At 65.6% G+C, this 16,403-nt stretch carries 17 protein-coding genes; 9 read left to right on the forward strand and 8 right to left on the reverse strand.

Annotation, left to right across the window (positions count from 1 at the left end; translation table 11 throughout):
• Positions 1 to 43: 43 nt before the first annotated feature.
• The 3 genes from BVU17_09815 to BVU17_09825 form a co-directional block, all read right to left on the reverse strand.
• Positions 44 to 487 carry a halocyanin gene (locus BVU17_09815; GenBank protein AUG47796.1) on the reverse strand — a complete coding sequence of 148 codons (444 nt, stop codon included), beginning with the start codon at positions 485 to 487 and terminating at the stop codon, positions 44 to 46.
• A gap of 65 nt (positions 488 to 552) precedes the next feature.
• A complete protein-coding gene (locus tag BVU17_09820; GenBank protein ID AUG47797.1) occupies positions 553 to 1,698 on the reverse strand; it encodes a 5-(carboxyamino)imidazole ribonucleotide synthase in 1,146 nt (381 codons plus the stop codon).
• A 25-nt stretch (positions 1,699 to 1,723) separates the two neighbouring features.
• Positions 1,724 to 3,697 (reverse strand): dolichyl-phosphate-mannose--protein mannosyltransferase, encoded by a 1,974-nt coding sequence (locus tag BVU17_09825; protein AUG47798.1) that lies wholly within the window; start codon positions 3,695 to 3,697, stop codon positions 1,724 to 1,726.
• Between the two features lie 134 nt (positions 3,698 to 3,831).
• Between BVU17_09825 and BVU17_09830 the strand changes: the two genes are divergently transcribed.
• Entirely contained in the window at positions 3,832 to 4,245 is a 414-nt protein-coding gene (locus BVU17_09830) for a 6,7-dimethyl-8-ribityllumazine synthase (GenBank protein ID AUG47799.1), read from the forward strand.
• Positions 4,242 to 5,402, forward strand: coding sequence for an aspartate aminotransferase (locus BVU17_09835; protein AUG47800.1), 1,161 nt, complete (start codon positions 4,242 to 4,244; stop codon positions 5,400 to 5,402). The genes BVU17_09830 and BVU17_09835 overlap by 4 nt, the downstream gene beginning before the upstream one ends.
• 77 nt (positions 5,403 to 5,479) lie before the next feature.
• Here the strand turns inward: BVU17_09835 and BVU17_09840 are convergent, their stop codons facing one another.
• Positions 5,480 to 5,746 (reverse strand): ATP synthase subunit C, encoded by a 267-nt coding sequence (locus tag BVU17_09840; protein AUG47801.1) that lies wholly within the window; start codon positions 5,744 to 5,746, stop codon positions 5,480 to 5,482.
• Between the two features lie 219 nt (positions 5,747 to 5,965).
• On the opposite strand from BVU17_09840, the gene BVU17_09845 reads away from it, so the two are divergent.
• On the forward strand, positions 5,966 to 6,391 hold the full coding sequence (locus BVU17_09845; protein AUG47802.1) for a hypothetical protein: 426 nt from the start codon (positions 5,966 to 5,968) through the stop codon (positions 6,389 to 6,391).
• On the opposite strand, the gene BVU17_09850 is transcribed toward BVU17_09845, so the two are convergent.
• Together BVU17_09850 and BVU17_09855 are read right to left on the reverse strand one after the other, a co-directional pair.
• Entirely contained in the window at positions 6,392 to 6,823 is a 432-nt protein-coding gene (locus tag BVU17_09850) for an FAD synthase (GenBank protein ID AUG47803.1), read from the reverse strand.
• A complete protein-coding gene (locus BVU17_09855) occupies positions 6,820 to 7,317 on the reverse strand; it encodes a proteasome protein (protein AUG47804.1) in 498 nt (165 codons plus the stop codon). The genes BVU17_09850 and BVU17_09855 overlap by 4 nt, the downstream gene beginning before the upstream one ends.
• A gap of 94 nt (positions 7,318 to 7,411) precedes the next feature.
• Between BVU17_09855 and BVU17_09860 the strand changes: the two genes are divergently transcribed.
• Positions 7,412 to 9,325 carry a RecJ like exonuclease gene (locus tag BVU17_09860; protein AUG47805.1) on the forward strand — a complete coding sequence of 638 codons (1,914 nt, stop codon included), beginning with the start codon at positions 7,412 to 7,414 and terminating at the stop codon, positions 9,323 to 9,325.
• A gap of 15 nt (positions 9,326 to 9,340) precedes the next feature.
• Here the strand turns inward: BVU17_09860 and BVU17_09865 are convergent, their stop codons facing one another.
• Both BVU17_09865 and BVU17_09870 read right to left on the reverse strand, forming a co-directional pair.
• The gene (locus tag BVU17_09865; protein AUG47806.1) at positions 9,341 to 10,963 is read right to left on the reverse strand and encodes a phospholipase; all 1,623 of its coding nucleotides are present in this window, start codon (positions 10,961 to 10,963) and stop codon (positions 9,341 to 9,343) included.
• 42 nt (positions 10,964 to 11,005) lie between these two features.
• The gene (locus BVU17_09870) at positions 11,006 to 12,277 is read right to left on the reverse strand and encodes a phycocyanobilin lyase (GenBank protein ID AUG47807.1); all 1,272 of its coding nucleotides are present in this window, start codon (positions 12,275 to 12,277) and stop codon (positions 11,006 to 11,008) included.
• Positions 12,278 to 12,401: 124 nt separating this feature from the next.
• Here BVU17_09870 and BVU17_09875 point away from each other — a divergent pair, with 124 nt between their 5' ends.
• The 5 genes from BVU17_09875 to BVU17_09895 all read left to right on the forward strand — a co-directional run bounded on the left by BVU17_09875 (position 12,402) and on the right by BVU17_09895 (position 16,398).
• A complete protein-coding gene (locus BVU17_09875) occupies positions 12,402 to 14,024 on the forward strand; it encodes a xanthine permease (GenBank protein AUG47808.1) in 1,623 nt (540 codons plus the stop codon).
• Between the two features lie 2 nt (positions 14,025 to 14,026).
• Positions 14,027 to 14,449: a hypothetical protein gene (locus BVU17_09880; protein AUG47809.1), complete on the forward strand. Its 423-nt coding sequence runs from the start codon at positions 14,027 to 14,029 to the stop codon at positions 14,447 to 14,449.
• A 46-nt stretch (positions 14,450 to 14,495) separates the two neighbouring features.
• A complete protein-coding gene (locus BVU17_09885; protein ID AUG47810.1) occupies positions 14,496 to 15,146 on the forward strand; it encodes a 5-(carboxyamino)imidazole ribonucleotide mutase in 651 nt (216 codons plus the stop codon).
• Between the two features lie 153 nt (positions 15,147 to 15,299).
• Positions 15,300 to 15,713 (forward strand): NADH dehydrogenase, encoded by a 414-nt coding sequence (locus BVU17_09890; GenBank protein ID AUG47811.1) that lies wholly within the window; start codon positions 15,300 to 15,302, stop codon positions 15,711 to 15,713.
• Positions 15,706 to 16,398, forward strand: a complete 693-nt coding sequence (locus BVU17_09895) for an NADH dehydrogenase (protein ID AUG47812.1) — start codon at positions 15,706 to 15,708, stop codon at positions 16,396 to 16,398. The genes BVU17_09890 and BVU17_09895 overlap by 8 nt, the downstream gene beginning before the upstream one ends.
• Positions 16,399 to 16,403: the final 5 nt, after the last annotated feature.

The following is a 16,403-nucleotide window of genomic DNA, read 5'->3' on the forward strand; positions in this document are numbered from 1 at the left end:
ACCCAGCACAGACGAGAGAAGCTCCGAAAAAGCGACAGCGATGCTACTCGCCGGTCGTCGCCGTTTCTGGATTTTCGGTTACAACGACGGTTCCGACCATCCCGGCCCGCTCGTGCGGGATGCAGAAGTAGGCGTACTCGCCGAGCACCTCGAAGGTGTGGGTGAAATCCTGACCCTCGTACATCGTCCCGCCAGAGGAACTCCCCCAGTTGTCGCGGGCGGCCTGTTCAGTGTCGAAGCCGCCGGAGGCGAAGTAGTCCGCCTCGTCTGGGATCTCGTCTTCGTAGGCCGTGACCGAGTGGCCCTGTTTGCTCGTGTTGAGCCACCGCACAGTCGTTCCTGGTTCGACAGCGATGCGAACCGGGCGAAACGCCTTCGCGGACATCCCCACGTCGTAGTCGGTGTCAGCGCTCCCACCGCCGAGGCAACCGGCGAGCCCTGCGACTGCCGCCGGGCCGGCCGCACGGAGAAAATCCCGTCGCTCCATACCGCGACTCAGGACCGCATAGTCAAAGACCGCTCGGTTTTGGACCACGAATCAGCCGGCGGCGGTCACTCGAAGGTCAATCCGTCACGGAGTTCGCGGGCATCGTCGAGCAGGCCGTCGCGGTCGTCGGCGGTCAGCGTCACGTGGCCCATCTTCCGGAGGGCGTACACCTCGCGCTTGCCGTACCAGTGCAGATGTGCTCGGGGCGTCGCCAGCACGCCGTCTTCCCCCTCCAACTCTGCCGGCTGCCGTTCCGCAACGTCGCCGAGGATGTTCGTCGAGACGGTCGGGAACCGCTGGTCGGTCGACCCCAGCGGCTGGCCGGTGACGGCCCGCAGGTGTTGCTCGAACTGCGAGGTGTGACACCCCTCGATGGTCCAGTGCCCGGAGTTGTGGGGCCGGGGCGCGATTTCGTTGAGCAAAATCTCGCCGTCGGTCGTCTCGAACAGTTCGATGCCGAACACGCCGCGGCCGTCCATCACGTCGAGCACGTCGTGAGCCACTCCACGCGCGCGCTCACGAACAGCGTCCGACGCCCGTGCCGGCGCGACCGACTCCCGGAGTATTTCCTCGCGGTGGATAGTCTCGGTGACCGGGAACGTGTCCCGCTCGTCCACGCCGCGACAGCCCATGACCGCCAGTTCCCGCTCGAAGTCGACCATCTCCTCGACCATCGCGGGACCGGCGATGTCGTCGATAGCGTCCTCAACAGTCTCCGGCCCCTCGACGCGGATGTTTCCGCGACCGTCGTAGCCGCCGGTCCGGGCCTTGAGCATCGCAGGGTAGCCCAGTTCCGCACAGGCCTCCCGGAGGTCGTCAGCGGTGTCGACGGCGCGGAACTCGGGGACTGGAACGCCGGCCTCCGAGAGCCGGCGCTTCTGGACGAGTTTGTCCTGAATCGTCCGGAGCGTCTCGGGAGCGGGATGTACCGGCGTCCCTGTCTCCTCAGCGACCCGTTCGAGCACGTCCGGGTCGGCGAGTTCGATCTCGAAGGTGAGGTAATCGGCGCGCTCAGCGAGTTCCCGCAGGGTCGCCGCCTCGTCGAAATCCCCGACGAGCTGGTCGCGGACGACCGACGCGGCCGGGCAGTCCGGCGTCGGGTCGGTCACGAGCAGTTCGAGGCCAAGCGGCGCGGCCGCCTCGCCCAGCATCCGGCCGAGCTGGCCACCGCCGACCACGCCGACGGTCGGCCCTGGTGACGTGAGCGTCATACCGCGCGCTTCCACAGCAGCAGGGTTAACGGTTCGGTTCTCGGCCGTAGGACTCGTGGACCCACACTGTCATGTCGTTCGAGCTGTATTTCGTTCGCATCCGGTGGGTCTTGGGCGCGTACCCGGCGGCTTCGAGCTGTTCGTCAGGGACCGTGCTGTCAATCCGCTGGGTGATGATTATCGGCGGCTGGTCACTCTCCGCCTGCTCGACGAGCATGTCGGGCCGGTTCTCACACGAGACGTTCACGTCGTCGGCCGCGTAGTACCACGGCAGCGGCAGCGAGTTGTGCCACTGCAGGCAGGTCGGTCTGGTGTTCCACCACGAGTCGTTCCACTCACCGCGGTCTTCCTTGACGTACGCGTCGTCGCCGTCGTATGCATCGCCGCGCTCCCCGTGATACATCACTACATCGGTGCCGTTCCCGTTGGCCGTCGCGATCCGGTCCATCTCGGCCAGATCCGCACGGAGCGACTCCTGTGGCTGAGCGTACTGGACCAGCGAGTTCTCCTCGAGATGCTCGTTTGTATACACCCGCGTTGCGCTCGTGTTGACGACGAGTACAGTGACGAGCAGAACGATGGCGGCGGCGATGACAGCGCCGGTCACGTCGTCAGCCGACAGCGATTCGTTCCCCCATCGGACAACGGCGGCGAACCCGACGGCGGCTGGAATCGACAGCGGGACGACGACGTGGACGGCGAGCCACGGCGCGCCGATGTCGGTCCCGATGGGGTAGCCCAGAATCGAGACGTAGCCGCCGTAGGCCGCGAACGGGATGAGGTGACGCGGCTCGACGATTCCCAGTCGGTCGACCGCGTACCCGAAGACCGAGAACAGGAGCAGCGGTGCCGCAGTGTAGCCCAGCGCTTTCAGCAGTACCTCGTAGTGACCGTCGACACTCTCGTAGAACGTCTCGATAGACGCGACGAGGCCCGTTTCAGTGGTCGTGGCTTTCTCCGAGGCCGGCGAGAACCACTCGCTGTACTGGTCAGCGACGCGCTCCCAGGTGGTCTGGACGAGCTCCGGGAACAGCGATGGGTTCGTCACGCCGGACCAGAAGTTTATGTCGCCGCTGGCGGCCGGTGCTGGCGGATGTTCGATACCGGCGACACCAGCGCCGCGGGGCGCATAGAAGAACAGCGAGATGAGGCCGAACACCAGCGCGGCGAGGACGATATGACTCGCGTACGCCGCGAGGACGGAGGCGGCGCTGTCGTGGCGGTCGCGGAACGAGCGGACGGTGGTGACGACAAGCCCGACGTCCGCCCGAACGCGACCAGCGACGCGGCCCCAGATGGCACCGATACTCGGGACGGTTCGGAGGAAGGCGGCGGCGTCGCGGTAGCCGTTCGGGAGCACGAGTACCTTCGCCAGCAGGAGGCCGGTCGCGCCGAGCCACGTCAGTACGTAGACGATAGCGTTCTCCTTCGAGGCGAATCCGAATGCCATGAACGCCCCGGCGCCGTAGAGATAGCGCGCCTTCCGGGTGTCGACAAACCGGACGAGCAGGCCGAAGGCGGTGAACATGAACGCCGCGACCAGCACGTCGCTACGCATAAACCGCGAGAAGTACAGGAGAACTGGATTGAGTGCGAGAAAGGCGGCCATGAAGACTGTCTCGTCGGACCGGAGGTGTCGGCGAAAGAGCAGCGCTGTCAGCGGAAGCAGGCCACCGACAATCGCGACTGGGAGCCGCATCGTGAAATCGGTCGGCGCGGCGAGGGTGAACACCCAGCTATCGACGTGCTGGATGAACGGACCGTGGATGATGTATCGGTAGGCGAACGACCCGGAATCGCGGAGATGGAGCGCCCAGTAGGCCACGCGGCCTTCGTCGAAATGGGCGACGCGGCTCCCGAGTGCTGCGACTCTGAGGACGAGACCGAGAAGCGTCGCGGCGACGACGAGCTTCACGGTCGCGCGGGGGTCGTCCGCGAACCAGGACCGGCTCCGGTCCCGGACATCGCGGAGGGCGGACGGCAGGGACGGCTCAGCCATACCTGGCTCAAGCACATGGGGCATTAGAATCCTTCTGGTTTCTATAACAGGATTTTAATCCAGCCGTTCGGCACGGCGACCGGCCCCAGCTACGGAACGGTAGTACTTTATTCGGCCCTCCCCGGGTGTCAGGTATGGTGCAGCTCGGGCTGGTTGTCGCCCAGTACGACAAACACGGGGCCGTTATCGAGGAGATGGAGCACGGGGCTTACGAGGCCGCTGCCGACAGCGACGCCGAAATTATCGCGTCGATTGATGTCCCCGGGTCCTACGACACGCCGCTGGCCGCTGACCGGCTCGCGCGCCGATCAGATGTCGACGCTGTCGCCGTCCTCGGCGCGATCATCAGCGGCGACACCGACCACGACCAGGTCATCGGCAACGCCGCTGCGCAGGGGCTGACCGACGTGTCCCTCGACCGCGACACCCCAGTCACGCTGGGCATCATCGGCCCGGGCATGAGCCAGGACGAGGCTGAGGCCCGAACCGACAAGGGGGCCTCGGCCGTCCGGAGCGCAATCGAACTCGCCACCGAACTCGAACAATGACTATGGACTTCGCTTCCCGCGTCGAACGTGTAGAACCGAGCGCGACCCTCGCGATCAGCAACAAGGCCGCCGAACTGGAGGCCGAGGGCAAGGATGTCGTCGACCTGAGCGTCGGCGAACCCGACTTCGACACGCCGGAGAATATCAAACAGGCCGCCAAGGACGCACTCGACGCCGGGCACACCGGCTACACGTCCTCCAACGGCATCCCCGAACTGAAAGAGGCTATCGCCGACAAGCTCCACGACGACGGCCTCACCCAGTACGGCCCGGAGAATCTCATCGTCACGCCGGGTGGCAAGCAGGCCTTGTACGAAATCTTCCAGACCGTCATCGACGACGGCGACGAAGTCGCCCTGCTCGACCCGGCTTGGGTGTCTTACGAGGCGATGGCGAAACTCGCCGGCGGCACGCTGACCCGCGTCGACACCGCCGCCCACGACTTCCAACTGGAGGGCGCACTCGACGACCTCGCCGACGCCGTCTCCGACGAGACGGAACTTCTCGTCGTGAACTCGCCGGGCAACCCTCACGGTGCCGTGTACTCCCGTGAAGCGCTCGAGGGCGTTCGCGACCTCGCCGTCGAGCACGACATCACGGTCATCTCCGACGAGATTTACAAGGAGATTACCTACGACGGCGTCGAAGCCGCCTCGCTGGGCACGCTTGAGGGTATGGAAGACCGGACTATCACCCTCAACGGCTTCTCGAAGGCCTACTCGATGACCGGCTGGCGGCTGGGCTACTTCGCGGCCCCGGAAGAACTGGTCTCACAGGCTGGCAAGGTCCACTCCCACTCGGTCTCGTGTGCCGTGAACTTCGTCCAGCACGCCGGCGTCGAGGCCATCACGAACACCGACGACGCCGTCGAGGAGATGCGCCAGGCCTTCGCCGAGCGCCGCGAGTTCCTCATGGGTCTGTTCGAGGACCACGGTGTCCACGTCCCCGAACCCCAGGGCGCGTTCTACATGATGCCCGAAATCGCTCCGGACGGCGACGACACCGAGTGGTGTGACCAGGCCATCTCCGAGGCGCAGGTCGCCACCGTCCCCGGGACCGCGTTCGGGACGCCCGGCTACGCCCGCATCTCCTACGCCAACAGCAAGGAACGACTGGAGGAAGCTGTCGACCGGCTGGCCGAGGCCGACCTCATCTAACCGTCGGCTCACACAGCCCTCTCTAGTCGCTCGAACCACGGCGAAAACCGGGAGAGGCCCGGAAACGGGCTGTTTTGTTACGTGACGACGAACACCGTCACCAGCGTGAGGATGACGAGCGTCTCGGGCAGGACCGTGAGGATGAGTCCCCGGCCGAACATATCAGGGTCCTCGGCGATGGCCCCAACGGCCGCCGCACCGATACCGCGCTCGGCGAATCCGGAGCCAAGCGCCGCTAACCCGACGGCGAGGGCCGCAAGTCCCCCGGCGAGATAGCTGGCTGCCTCGGCGGATATCGCAGGACTACCCGTCTGTAACATAGCCGCAGTTACGGTGCCTGACATGGCGGCTTAGTATCCGAGGGGAGGGACAATCATCTGGCTGATACATTCCAAACTCTGGTGCTCATGGTCGCCTTTTAGGGTTATCGGTGGTGAAGGAACACGAATGTACACTTTTACCGGCTGAGGAGCGCTTGATTGTCGCCACTCTGGACAACTCACCTTTCGAACTCGCCACAGGTCCGTGCGAACCGTTTTGACTCGACCGTTGGAACAGCCGGTATGCGAACTCGGAGAACAATGCTTGCCCTCTCTGCCGGGACACTCTGTCTCGCCGGCTGTGGGGCTCCCGGCGGCTCGAACGGCGGTCTCACTATCGAAGTGGCAGATGCGACCGCCGCGCCAGGCGAGACAGCGAGAATCGCGGTACAGGCCTCGTCGGTCGGCGTCCTGACCTGGCAGTTGGCCGAGATTCCCGAGCGCTGGCAGGTGGCACACGAGAACTTCGAGCCGCAGCCGACCGCCGTGCGGGAGTCCTATCCGCCCGAGCTAGTCTGGGATCCCGTCGCCGAGTCAGTGACAGGCAGCTTGGCAGTCGCCGTCCCGAACGGAGCGACACCCGGCGAGTACGTGCTTGCGGTCGAGGCCGGGACGGCCACCGCAGACGAGCGCGCCGTCTCGGAGGCGACAGTCACTGTCGAAGCGTAATCACTCGCTCCGCTCGTCGAGAATCCGGTCGATGATGTCCCCCGTCGAGAGCAGTCGGTCGGACGCGTGGGCCTCCAGCGGGCTGGCCCGGCGGACCTCACAGTCGATACCCCGGGCGGACAGCGCTGCTTCGAGTTGGTCGTCGTCGTGGTGCTGGTCGTACCCAAGCGCGATGATGTCCGGTTCGATGCGTTCGATCGGGACAAAGATATCTTCCGAGTGGCCGAGATGTGCTTTATCGACGGGTTTGAGTGCGCTGACCATCTCTCGCCGTTGCTCGTCCGGGACGACCGGCGGCTCCTTGTGCGTGACGTTGACCGACCGGGCCACGATGACGTGCAGTTCGTCGCCCATGTCGGCGGCGTCTGCGAGGTAGTGGGCGTGGCCTGGGTGCAGGATATCGAACGTGCCCTGTGCGACGACGCGGGTCACTTGTCGAACTCCTCCTCGCGCAGTTCGGCGTCGATGTCGGCCTGGTCGAAATCGAAGAAGGACTCCTCGGGCGGCTCGACGTCCAGCACCGGGAGGTCGACCTCGCTCCCGTCGCTGTCGAAGGCCTGCCAGTCGTCGCGGCCGTACGGGTAGCCGACAATGATGTGGACGTCGCCGCGGCCGAACGTGGCCAGGTCGGCGTCGCTGGGCTGGAGGACGCCGTTCGGGTGGGAGTGAATCGATCCCGCCGCTCGCATGTCGTTTGGCACCATGCTCGTCTTGACGGTCGCGCTGACCGGGTTCGACTCCGTTCCCGGAATGACTAGTACGTCGGTCAGCACCGTGCCGTCGTCGTCGAGCCCGAGCTTGCTGGCGTCATCGCCCCGGAGAAAGCCCATATATTCGTTGGGATGGGCCTCCTCGGAGGCTGCGAGCGCGAACTCGAGTGCGGACTCTGCGATCCCGAGTATCCCGCCCGTTCGGAACAACCCCATATCACGCAGTCGGGTCGGACGCTTTTTACGCGTTGTGTTCGGCCCTCCGCGGATTCCGAAGAGTACAAACGGGGGAGCACCGAAGGATTGACAAATGTCTTCGCCAACTGGCACCGGTGACGGTGCGACGGTCCCCGACGGCGGGACCATCGTCTACGATCTCGCGGACCAATGTACGTCCGATGATCTCGAAGAAGGCGCACTGTATCACGCAACTGTCAACGGCACCGTCGAATACGGCGTGTTTGTCGATCTCTCCGATGCTGTCTCCGGGCTCGTCCACGACTCTAATCTCTTGGGCCAGTACGACGTGGGCGACGACCTCATCGTCGAACTCGGCGAGATCCGCCCCGACGGCGACCTGAGCTTCGAGGAAGTACGGGTCGCCGACTACGAGGACGAGCGCGTCGTCCACGGCGACGCGACCACCGTCGCCGACCTCGCCGACGCGACCGGCGAGACGGTCATCATCGAGGGCCAGGTCGTCCAAATCAAACAGACCGGCGGTCCCACAGTGTTCCAGGTCCGTGACGAAACCGGCATCGTCCCGTGTGCTGCCTTCGAAGAAGCTGGCGTCCGCGCCCATCCCGACGTGGAGATCGACGACATCGTCCGCGTCTCGGGCCGGGCCGAAGAGCGCGACGACGGCCTGCAGGTCGAGGCCGAGTCGTTGACTGTCCTCGACGGCGACGCGGCTGCCGACGTGGAGAGCGACCTCGACGCCGCGCTGGCCGAGGCCGCCGAACCAGCCGACGTGGAGCCGCTCGTCGAGTGGCCCGCTTTCGAGAAGCTGTGGGACGACCTTCGTGAAGTCGCGACGGAACTCCGAAAGACGGTGCTCTCGGGCCGTCCGATCCGGATGCGCCACCACGCCGACGGCGACGGACTCTGTGCAAGCGTCCCGCTACAGGTCGCGCTGGAATCGTTCATCGCCTCCCAGTACGAGGACGCCAGCGCGCCCCAGCACCTCCTCAAGCGCCTGCCGAGCAAGGCCCCCTACTACGAGATGGAGGACGTGACCCGAGACCTCAACTTCGCGCTAGAGGACCGCACCCGCCACGGCCAGAAGCTCCCGATGCTGCTGATGCTCGACAACGGCTCGACCGAAGAGGACACGCCGGCCTACCGCAACCTCCGGCACTACGACATCCCGGTTGTCGTTGTCGACCATCACCATCCGGACCCGGAGGCCGTCGAACCGCTCATCGAACAACACGTCAATCCCTACCTCCACGACGAGGACTACCGCATCACGACGGGCATGCTCTGTGTCGAACTCGCCCGGATGATAGACCCCGACCTCACTGAGGACCTCGCGCACGTTCCCGCCGTCGCCGGCCTCTCGGACCGCTCGGAGGCCGAGGCGATGCGCGACTACATCGACCTGGCGAGCGAGCAGGGCTACGACGAGACCGACCTGCGGGACATCGGCGAGGCACTCGACTACGCGACCCACTGGCTGCGCTACAACTCCGGCGAACAGCTCATCACCGACGTGCTAAACGTCGACTGTGACGACCGGGACCGCCACGGAGAAGTCGTCGACTTCCTGGCCGAGCGGGCCGAACGCGACGTCGAGGACCAGCTCGACGCCGCCATGAGCCACGTCGAACACGAGCGCCTCGACAACGGCGCACACCTCTACACCATCGACGTGGAGAACCACGCCCACCGATTCACGTACCCCGCCCCCGGCAAGACCACCGGCGAAATCCACGACCGGAAGGTCGCGGAGACCGGTGACCCCGTCATCACCATCGGCTACGGCCCGGACTTCGCTGTCCTGCGCTCGGACGGTGTTCGTCTGGACATCCCGCGGATGGTCACCGAACTAACCGAAGAAGTCGACGGTGGCGGCGTCTCTGGGGGCGGCCACCTCGTTGTCGGCTCCATCAAGTTCGTCAAGGGCCGCCGCGAGTCGGTCATCGACGCTCTCGTCGAGAAGATGGCCGAAGCCGAGATCGACGAGGACCTCGGAAGCTCGACGGCGCTGCCCGAAGAAGTATAGGGTCAGCGCTCGTTTTTACGCCTCGAAGGACACGCGGCGAGCGGCGAGTCCGGCGACCACGAGGAGACTGACCACCGCGGCGAGGACCCCGACCGGCGTGTCGAACCCGCCGGCTGCCCAGTCCGTGTCGAAGACCGCGCCGAAGTAGGCCGCCGCGTCGCTCCCGTGGAGTACCACCACGACCTCCCGGTTCTCCGTCGCCGCCTGCTCGTTCCAGTTGAGGCTGCCGACGACGACGCGCTCGTCGTCGACGACTGCGCCTTTCGCGTGTATCTTTTCGTAGCGGCCGTCGGGGTCGGCCACCTTGGCCGCCAGCGCCGCGTCGTTGCGCTTGGCCCACTCCCGGAACCGCTTTGCCGTCCGTGTGTTCTCCTCGCGGACGTACCACGCGTCACTGAGGAGCAGGCGGACCTCGACGCCGCGGGATGCCGCTCGACGGAGCGCCCGGAGTAGCGGGCTGTCCCAGTCCCCGACTGTCGGCTGGACGACGTCGACGGAGTCGTCCGCGCTGTCTATCGTCGCGACGAGCTCTCCCTGCGCGTTGTCCGGGGTGACTAGGAGGTCCGTCCGCCGGACCGTCACCGACTCTGCGGAAAAGCGGGTCTGATACTCCCCAGTTGCCGGCTCTCCGCGCTCGAACTGCCGGCCCCGACGGTACTGCCCCCACGACTTGCTGTCCTGCCAGCCGGCGTCGGAACGGAACGTCCGGTTCAGCCCCGCGACGACCCGCGGCTGTGCCGTCACCACGCCCCAGCCCCGACTGCTGTTGCCGCCGGTACCAGCGGGCTTCCAGTTTTCCGTCAGCACGACGGCCTGCTCGTCGGCGACGGCGTACTTGGCGTGGTGGTAGCGGTATCTGGCGCGCGAGCCTGTCAATACCCGAACCGGGACGCCGGCCTCGGTCAGCCGGTCGAGGGTGCGGGCTTCCGCGGCGGTGCGGCTACCGACCGGTTCACCTTCGAGAAGGACGCGGACTGTCGCGCCGCGGCGCTGGGCGGCGATGAGGGCGTCGGCGACCCTGGCCGAGGAGAGTGTGTACCCGGCCAGGTACACCCGCTCGTCGGCGTCTCGGATCGGCCGAATCGGAGCAGCGGGTGTATCCGGCAGCGTGAACGCACGGACCTCGCCACCGGCGGCCCTGACGACGGGGCGGTCGGTCGCGCCAAGCGGCCGCCAGCGGACGACCGAGCCGTGCACGACGCCGAGTTCGCCCTCCGCCGGGTCGGCGTACCGGACGGCGTCGACGGTCCGGTTGCCGCGCTGGAGTCGGATACGCTCGCCGCTGTTTGCCAGCCCGAGGTGTCCACCGAGGCCCACGACCGGCCAGTCGGTGAGCGTCCGGGTCCGGTTCGGTGCCGTCGAGAGGACGACGCGCCCGCTGGCGGTCGTGTTCGGAACGGGGGCGGTGCTGTCGCCGTCGGTGACGGCGTACTCCCCGATGTTGGTCTCGTCAGGAATGCTGAGGACGACGAACTCCCCCTCGTCGCCGCCGGCGACGGGGTCCGGGTACACCGCGTGAATCGACGGCTCGTCGGGACCGCCGGCCGTCGTCGCGGTCGAAGCGGCCTGTCCGGTGGCGGTCTGTGGGGCCGTGGCTACGAGGACGAGCACGCAACAGACGAGTGTGAGCGACCGCATCGGGGCGTCTGGCCGCCCTTTCGCATAAAAAGGTTCCCGGGCTCAGGCGCTCGCCGCTTTCTCCGCCTCGGCCTGGACCAGATACGCGCGGTCGTCCGTATAGCGGGCGGCCTCGTCGAGGGCCGCTTCGGTCCCTATCTGTCGGAGCGCCCACGCGGCGGAGGCGCGAACTGAGTCGCTGTCGTCGGATTTGAGGACGTCGCTCAGCGGCTCGATAGCGCGAGTATCCCCAAGTAGGCCGAGGGCCCGAGCCGCGACCGAGCGGACCTCCTCACTGTCAGCGTCGAGCCGATTGGCGACCGGCTGGACCGACTCCGCACTGCCGATAGCGCCCAGCGCGCGGAGCGTGACCTTCTGGAGCGCGGGATCGCCGTCGCCGTCGATATAGTCGTGCAGCGTCTCGGTGGCGCGCTCGTCGCCGATTTTCCCCAGTACCTCGATGGGCCCCTTGTCGCGTTTCTGTGCGCGCTGGTGCATCGCGTCAAAGGCCGGCTCGGCGTCGCTCCCGAGGTTGTACAGGAGGTCGACGATGTAGCCGTCGAAGAACTCCGACCCGAGTTTGTCGTAGGCGAACAGCACCTGCTCGAAGTCCCCTTCTTCGGCGTGGAGCTTTGCGGCGTTCCATTCTGGCGGGAAGTCTTTTCGGTTCTCGTTCGTCAGGATGTCGTAGAACCCACGCGCGTCGAGTTGCTCCTGCACTGTGAGGTCGTCCCAGACTTCGGCATCTTCGAGCCCCGTTTCTAGCGTCTCGGCCGCTTCGAGAAGGCCCTCGATAGTCTCAGCGTCCTCGTCGGGGTCGAGGTTTGCCGAGTCGATGGCGTCGGCGACTGTACTCAGTGCGTCCCCGGCAGCGACGAAATCGCCGCCCGTGTCGGCGTCGTGGTCGACGAACTCCGCGCTTTCGTCGAGGAACGTCTCGACGGCGTCCTGAGCCTCGGCCTCTCCGTCGTCGGTCCACTCGCTGTCGGTGACAGTGTCGGCGGCGTCGGAAACGATGGCGACGACATCCTCGGCGTAGGGGCCGCGCTGTGCACCGAGATCGTCGCGGAGGTCGGAGAGCTGTGACTCCAGTTCCTCCCGGGGGTCATCGGCGTCATCGTCGTCCTCGTCGGGTTCGGGCAGGTCAGCGGCTTCGAGGTCGCTCTCGATGTCGTCGAGGGACGACTCAACGTCGTCGAGGTCGGCTTCCGTCTCTGCGGCCTCTAACGCGTCGCCGGCCTCTGTGAGACGCGATTCCAGTTCTTCGGCGGTCACGTCGCTCCCATCTGCCTCGGCGTCGTCCGACGCGTCGGCCTCGTCGTCCCCGTTGCTCATGTCCAAGACTGTGTCGGAGCGGGCCAAGAGCGTTTTCCTTTCGCGGCGGCGGTTGCGTCCCGTCGCTGCCGGGCCAACGAGCAAAGAATATGTATCGGGAGTTGCAGTGCCATGGGTAGCGAGCATGACTGACGCGACACCACCGGACGACGGACAAAACCCGACCACACCGGAGGAACCGGAAACCGCCGGCTTCGTCGAGTACGGCATCGACGACAAGCCGCCGCGAAAGCAGGCGATACTGCTCGGCGTCCAGCACTACCTGACGATGATCGGCGCGTCCGTGGCGATTCCGCTCGGACTCGCGGGCGCGATGGGCATGTTCGAGGCCGCGCCGGAGCAGGTCGGCCGTCTCATCGGGACGTTCTTCGTCGTCTCCGGCATTGCGACGCTCGCCCAGACGACGCTCGGAAACAGGTACCCGATCGTTCAGGGCGGAACGTTCTCAATGCTTGCACCCGGGCTGGCCATTATCGGCGTGCTGGCCCAGCAGGGCGCAGACTGGCAGACCATGCTCGTAGAGCTACAGGGGGCCGTCATCGTCGCTGGTATCGTCGAGATGGTAATCGGCTACAGCGGTCTCATGGGAAAGCTGAAGCGGTACGTCGGTCCGGTCGTCATCGCGCCGGTCATCGCGCTCATCGGCCTCTCGCTGTTTAACGTCCCACAGATAGCGAACCCGAACTTCGGCGACCCGGGGACCGGTCAGAACTGGTGGCTGCTCGGGCTGACAATGCTCTCGATTATCGCGTGTTCACAGTACCTCGACCGACGCCACCGGGCGTTCAAGCTCTTTCCCGTACTCTTGGGTATTCTGTTTGCGTGGACTGTCGCAGCCCTCCTCTCGGTCACCGGCGTCTTTACATCGGGTTCGGTCAGCTACGTCTCGCTCGGTTCGGTCGCGAGCGCACCGCTTGTCCAGCCCATCTACCCGTTCCAGTGGGGGCTCCCGCAGTTCACGCCGGGTTTCATCGTCGGGATGTTCGCTGGAATGCTCGCCTCCGTCGTCGAGAGCTTCGGCGACTACCACTCCGTCGCCCGCATCGCCGGCCGCGGCGCGCCGAACAGCCATCGGATCAACGACGGTATCGGCATGGAGGGAGTCGGAAACGTGTTCGCTGGCATCATGGGCACCGGCAACGGCTGCACCTCCTACACTGAGAACGTCGGCGCAATCGCCATCACCGGCGTCGCGTCCCGCTACGTCGTACAGATTGGCGCTGCGGTGATGATTCTGGTCGGCTACTTCGGACCAGCGGGCCAGTTGTTCGCGACCATTCCGTCGCCAATCATCGGCGGCCTCTATATCGTCATGTTCGGACAGATCGCCGCCGTGGGCCTCTCACAGCTCAAGTACGTCGACCTCGATGCCAACCGAAACGTCTTCATCGTCGGCTTCGCGCTCTTTGCCGGTCTCGCAGTCCCTGAGTACATGAGCCAGGTCGGCCAGGGGATGGACGTCGGCGGTGCAACGGCCCTCCAGCAGGGCCTCGCGGCCGTGCCGGTGCTGGGGAGCGTCCTCGGAACCGATGTGGTTGCGACAACGCTGTTCGTCATGGGCGGGACCGGGATGGTCGTCGGTGGCATTGTCGCCTTCATCCTCGACAACACCGTGCCCGGGTCCCGCGAGGAACGCGGCCTCGCGGCCTGGGCCGCGCTCACAGAAGACGACAGTGAATACGTCTCAGCAGCAGACCGGATCCGCGGCCGCGGCGGCGATCGTCCGTCCGCGGTGAGCGACGACTGACCGTGGGCGAGGACGGCGACGGCACGACCGCAGGCACCGAACTACCCGTCGACACCGAGCAGTACACGGGCACACTCCGAACCGGCGGGACTATCGTCCTCGGTGCTGACCGCCTTGTGGTCGACCGCGATGACGAGCCGGTGGTCGTCGACCTCGACGACGTGGTCGAGGTGAGTCTGCAGGACATCGACTGGTTTCTCGCGGTGATGAGCGCCGCGCTGGTCGGGTTCGGCCTGCTGTCGCTCGGCCGGTCCGTCCTCCTCGGCGGGGCCTTCGCTGTCGCTGGTGCCGTCAGCCTCGCACTCACCTACCGCAAACGGTACGCACTCAGGATACGGGTCGCCGGCCGTGCCGACCCGCTCAGGTGCTTCCCCGCGGACCCACAGACGTTGCGTGCCGAATTAGAGCAGGTGCTGACCGACTGACCGGAAACCGCCCACACTTACGCCGGTCCCCGTCACAGTGGGTCGTATGTCCGCAGACAGCGTCCAGTCGCTCATCGACCAGTTACACGACGAAGCCGAGATGGACCGGCCGAACGACCTGACGCCCGACGTCGGCATCATCATGGGATCTGACTCGGACCTGCCGACGATGGCCGGCGGGCAGGGCAAGCGGCCGGGAGCTTACGCCGCGCTCGCGGACGAACTCGGCTTCGAGGAACAGACGGACTACACCGACGCGCCCGAGAGCCGCTTCACCTTCGAGACGTTCGTCTGCTCGGCCCACCGGACGCCAGATCTGATGTACGCGTACGCGGAGACGGCCGCCGACCGCGGTGTCGACGTTATTATCGCCGGTGCTGGCGGCAAATCCGCGGACCTGCCGAACATGACCGCCAGCATCGCCTATCCGCTGCCTGTCATCGGTGTCCCAGTGCAGGAGAAGTCCGTCGACTCGGTCATCGGGATGCCACAGGGCGCGCCCATCACCGCGGTCGACGCCGGCAAGTCCTTCAACGCCGCGCTCTCCGCGGTACAGATTCTCGCACGACAGTACGACGAACTCCGTGACCGCCTCGTCTCATATCACGAGGGTCTGCAGACTGACGTCGGCGAGGCGTCACGTGATCTCCACGAACTCGGGACGCCCGGATTCAAACGCGAGTACTGGGACGAGTGAACAGCGGGGGGACACACCTGGGTGGTGTGGCGGATGCAGGGCACTTTCGGTCTGAGAGCGCGTCGGCTCTTAAAGACCCACAGGGCCGAAAAACCGAACAATGAACCCTTATATGCGAGTACTTCTAACCGACAGACGATAGGAGATACCGGAATGAGTAATCCATGGATCGCCATCGGCGCGCTCGCGGTCGTGGCACTGGCCATCCCACTGACGATGATGGCAGTTTCGAGCCTCTTGCGGCCCAGCGTGCCGGAACAAGGCAAACGCACCACCTACGAGTCCGGTGAAGTGCCGACTGGCAGCAGTCGACAGATCAAGTTTAATATCCAGTACTACATGGTCGCGCTGCTGTTCGTCGTCTTCGACATCGAGACCGTCTTCATTTTCCCGTGGACGGTCATCTACAGCGACGCCGTCGCTGCGGTCGGGATGACCCAGGCACTGCTACCGATGGTCGTATTCATCGGAATTCTCGCCGTTGGACTCGGTTGGGCCTGGCGTAACGGTGCAGTTCAGTGGGTGCGCAGTCCGCGCGCCACGAAGGGGGCAGACACATATGAGTAGTGACCAGACACCACCGGCTGTCGAAGACGTATCGACACAGGAAGCCCGCATGGGTGACGGGGCCGACGACCGCTTCAACTCGACGCTACGCGAGGCGTTCGGGTCGACGCCGTTCATCCTGACCAAGTTCGACAAGTTCATGAACTGGGTCCGGGGCTCCTCGATGTTCATGCTGCAGTTCGGGATCGCCTGCTGTAGCATCGAGATGATCCACACCTACGCGATCAAGCACGACCTCGACCGCTTCGGTTCGGGGGTGCCACGCGCGTCCCCGCGCCAAGCGGACGTTATCATCGTCCCGGGGACCATCGTCTCGAAGTTCGCCCCGCGGATGAAGCGTGTCTACGATCAGATGCCCGAGCCGAAGTTCGTCGTCTCGATGGGATCCTGTACCATTTCCGGCGGCCCGTTCCAGGAAGGGTACAACGTCATCAAGGGCGCGGAAGAGGTCATTCCGGTCGACATCCACGTGCCGGGCTGTCCGCCACGCCCCGAGGCACTCATCTACGGCGTCGCCAAGCTGCAAGAGCGCATCGCCGAGGGTGAGTCCTCGCCAGTGACCGTCAAGCCCTACGAACTGGAGCAGTTCGGTGATCTCGAACAGGACGAGCTCGTGGACAAACTCGCCAGCGAAATCGACGAGGAAGACCTCGTCATGCGGTACAACTGGAACGACTCTCCATAACTTGC

Origin of the sequence: Haloarcula taiwanensis, assembly GCA_002844335.1 — an archaeon.
Taxonomy (GTDB): Archaea; Halobacteriota; Halobacteria; order Halobacteriales; family Haloarculaceae; genus Haloarcula; species Haloarcula taiwanensis.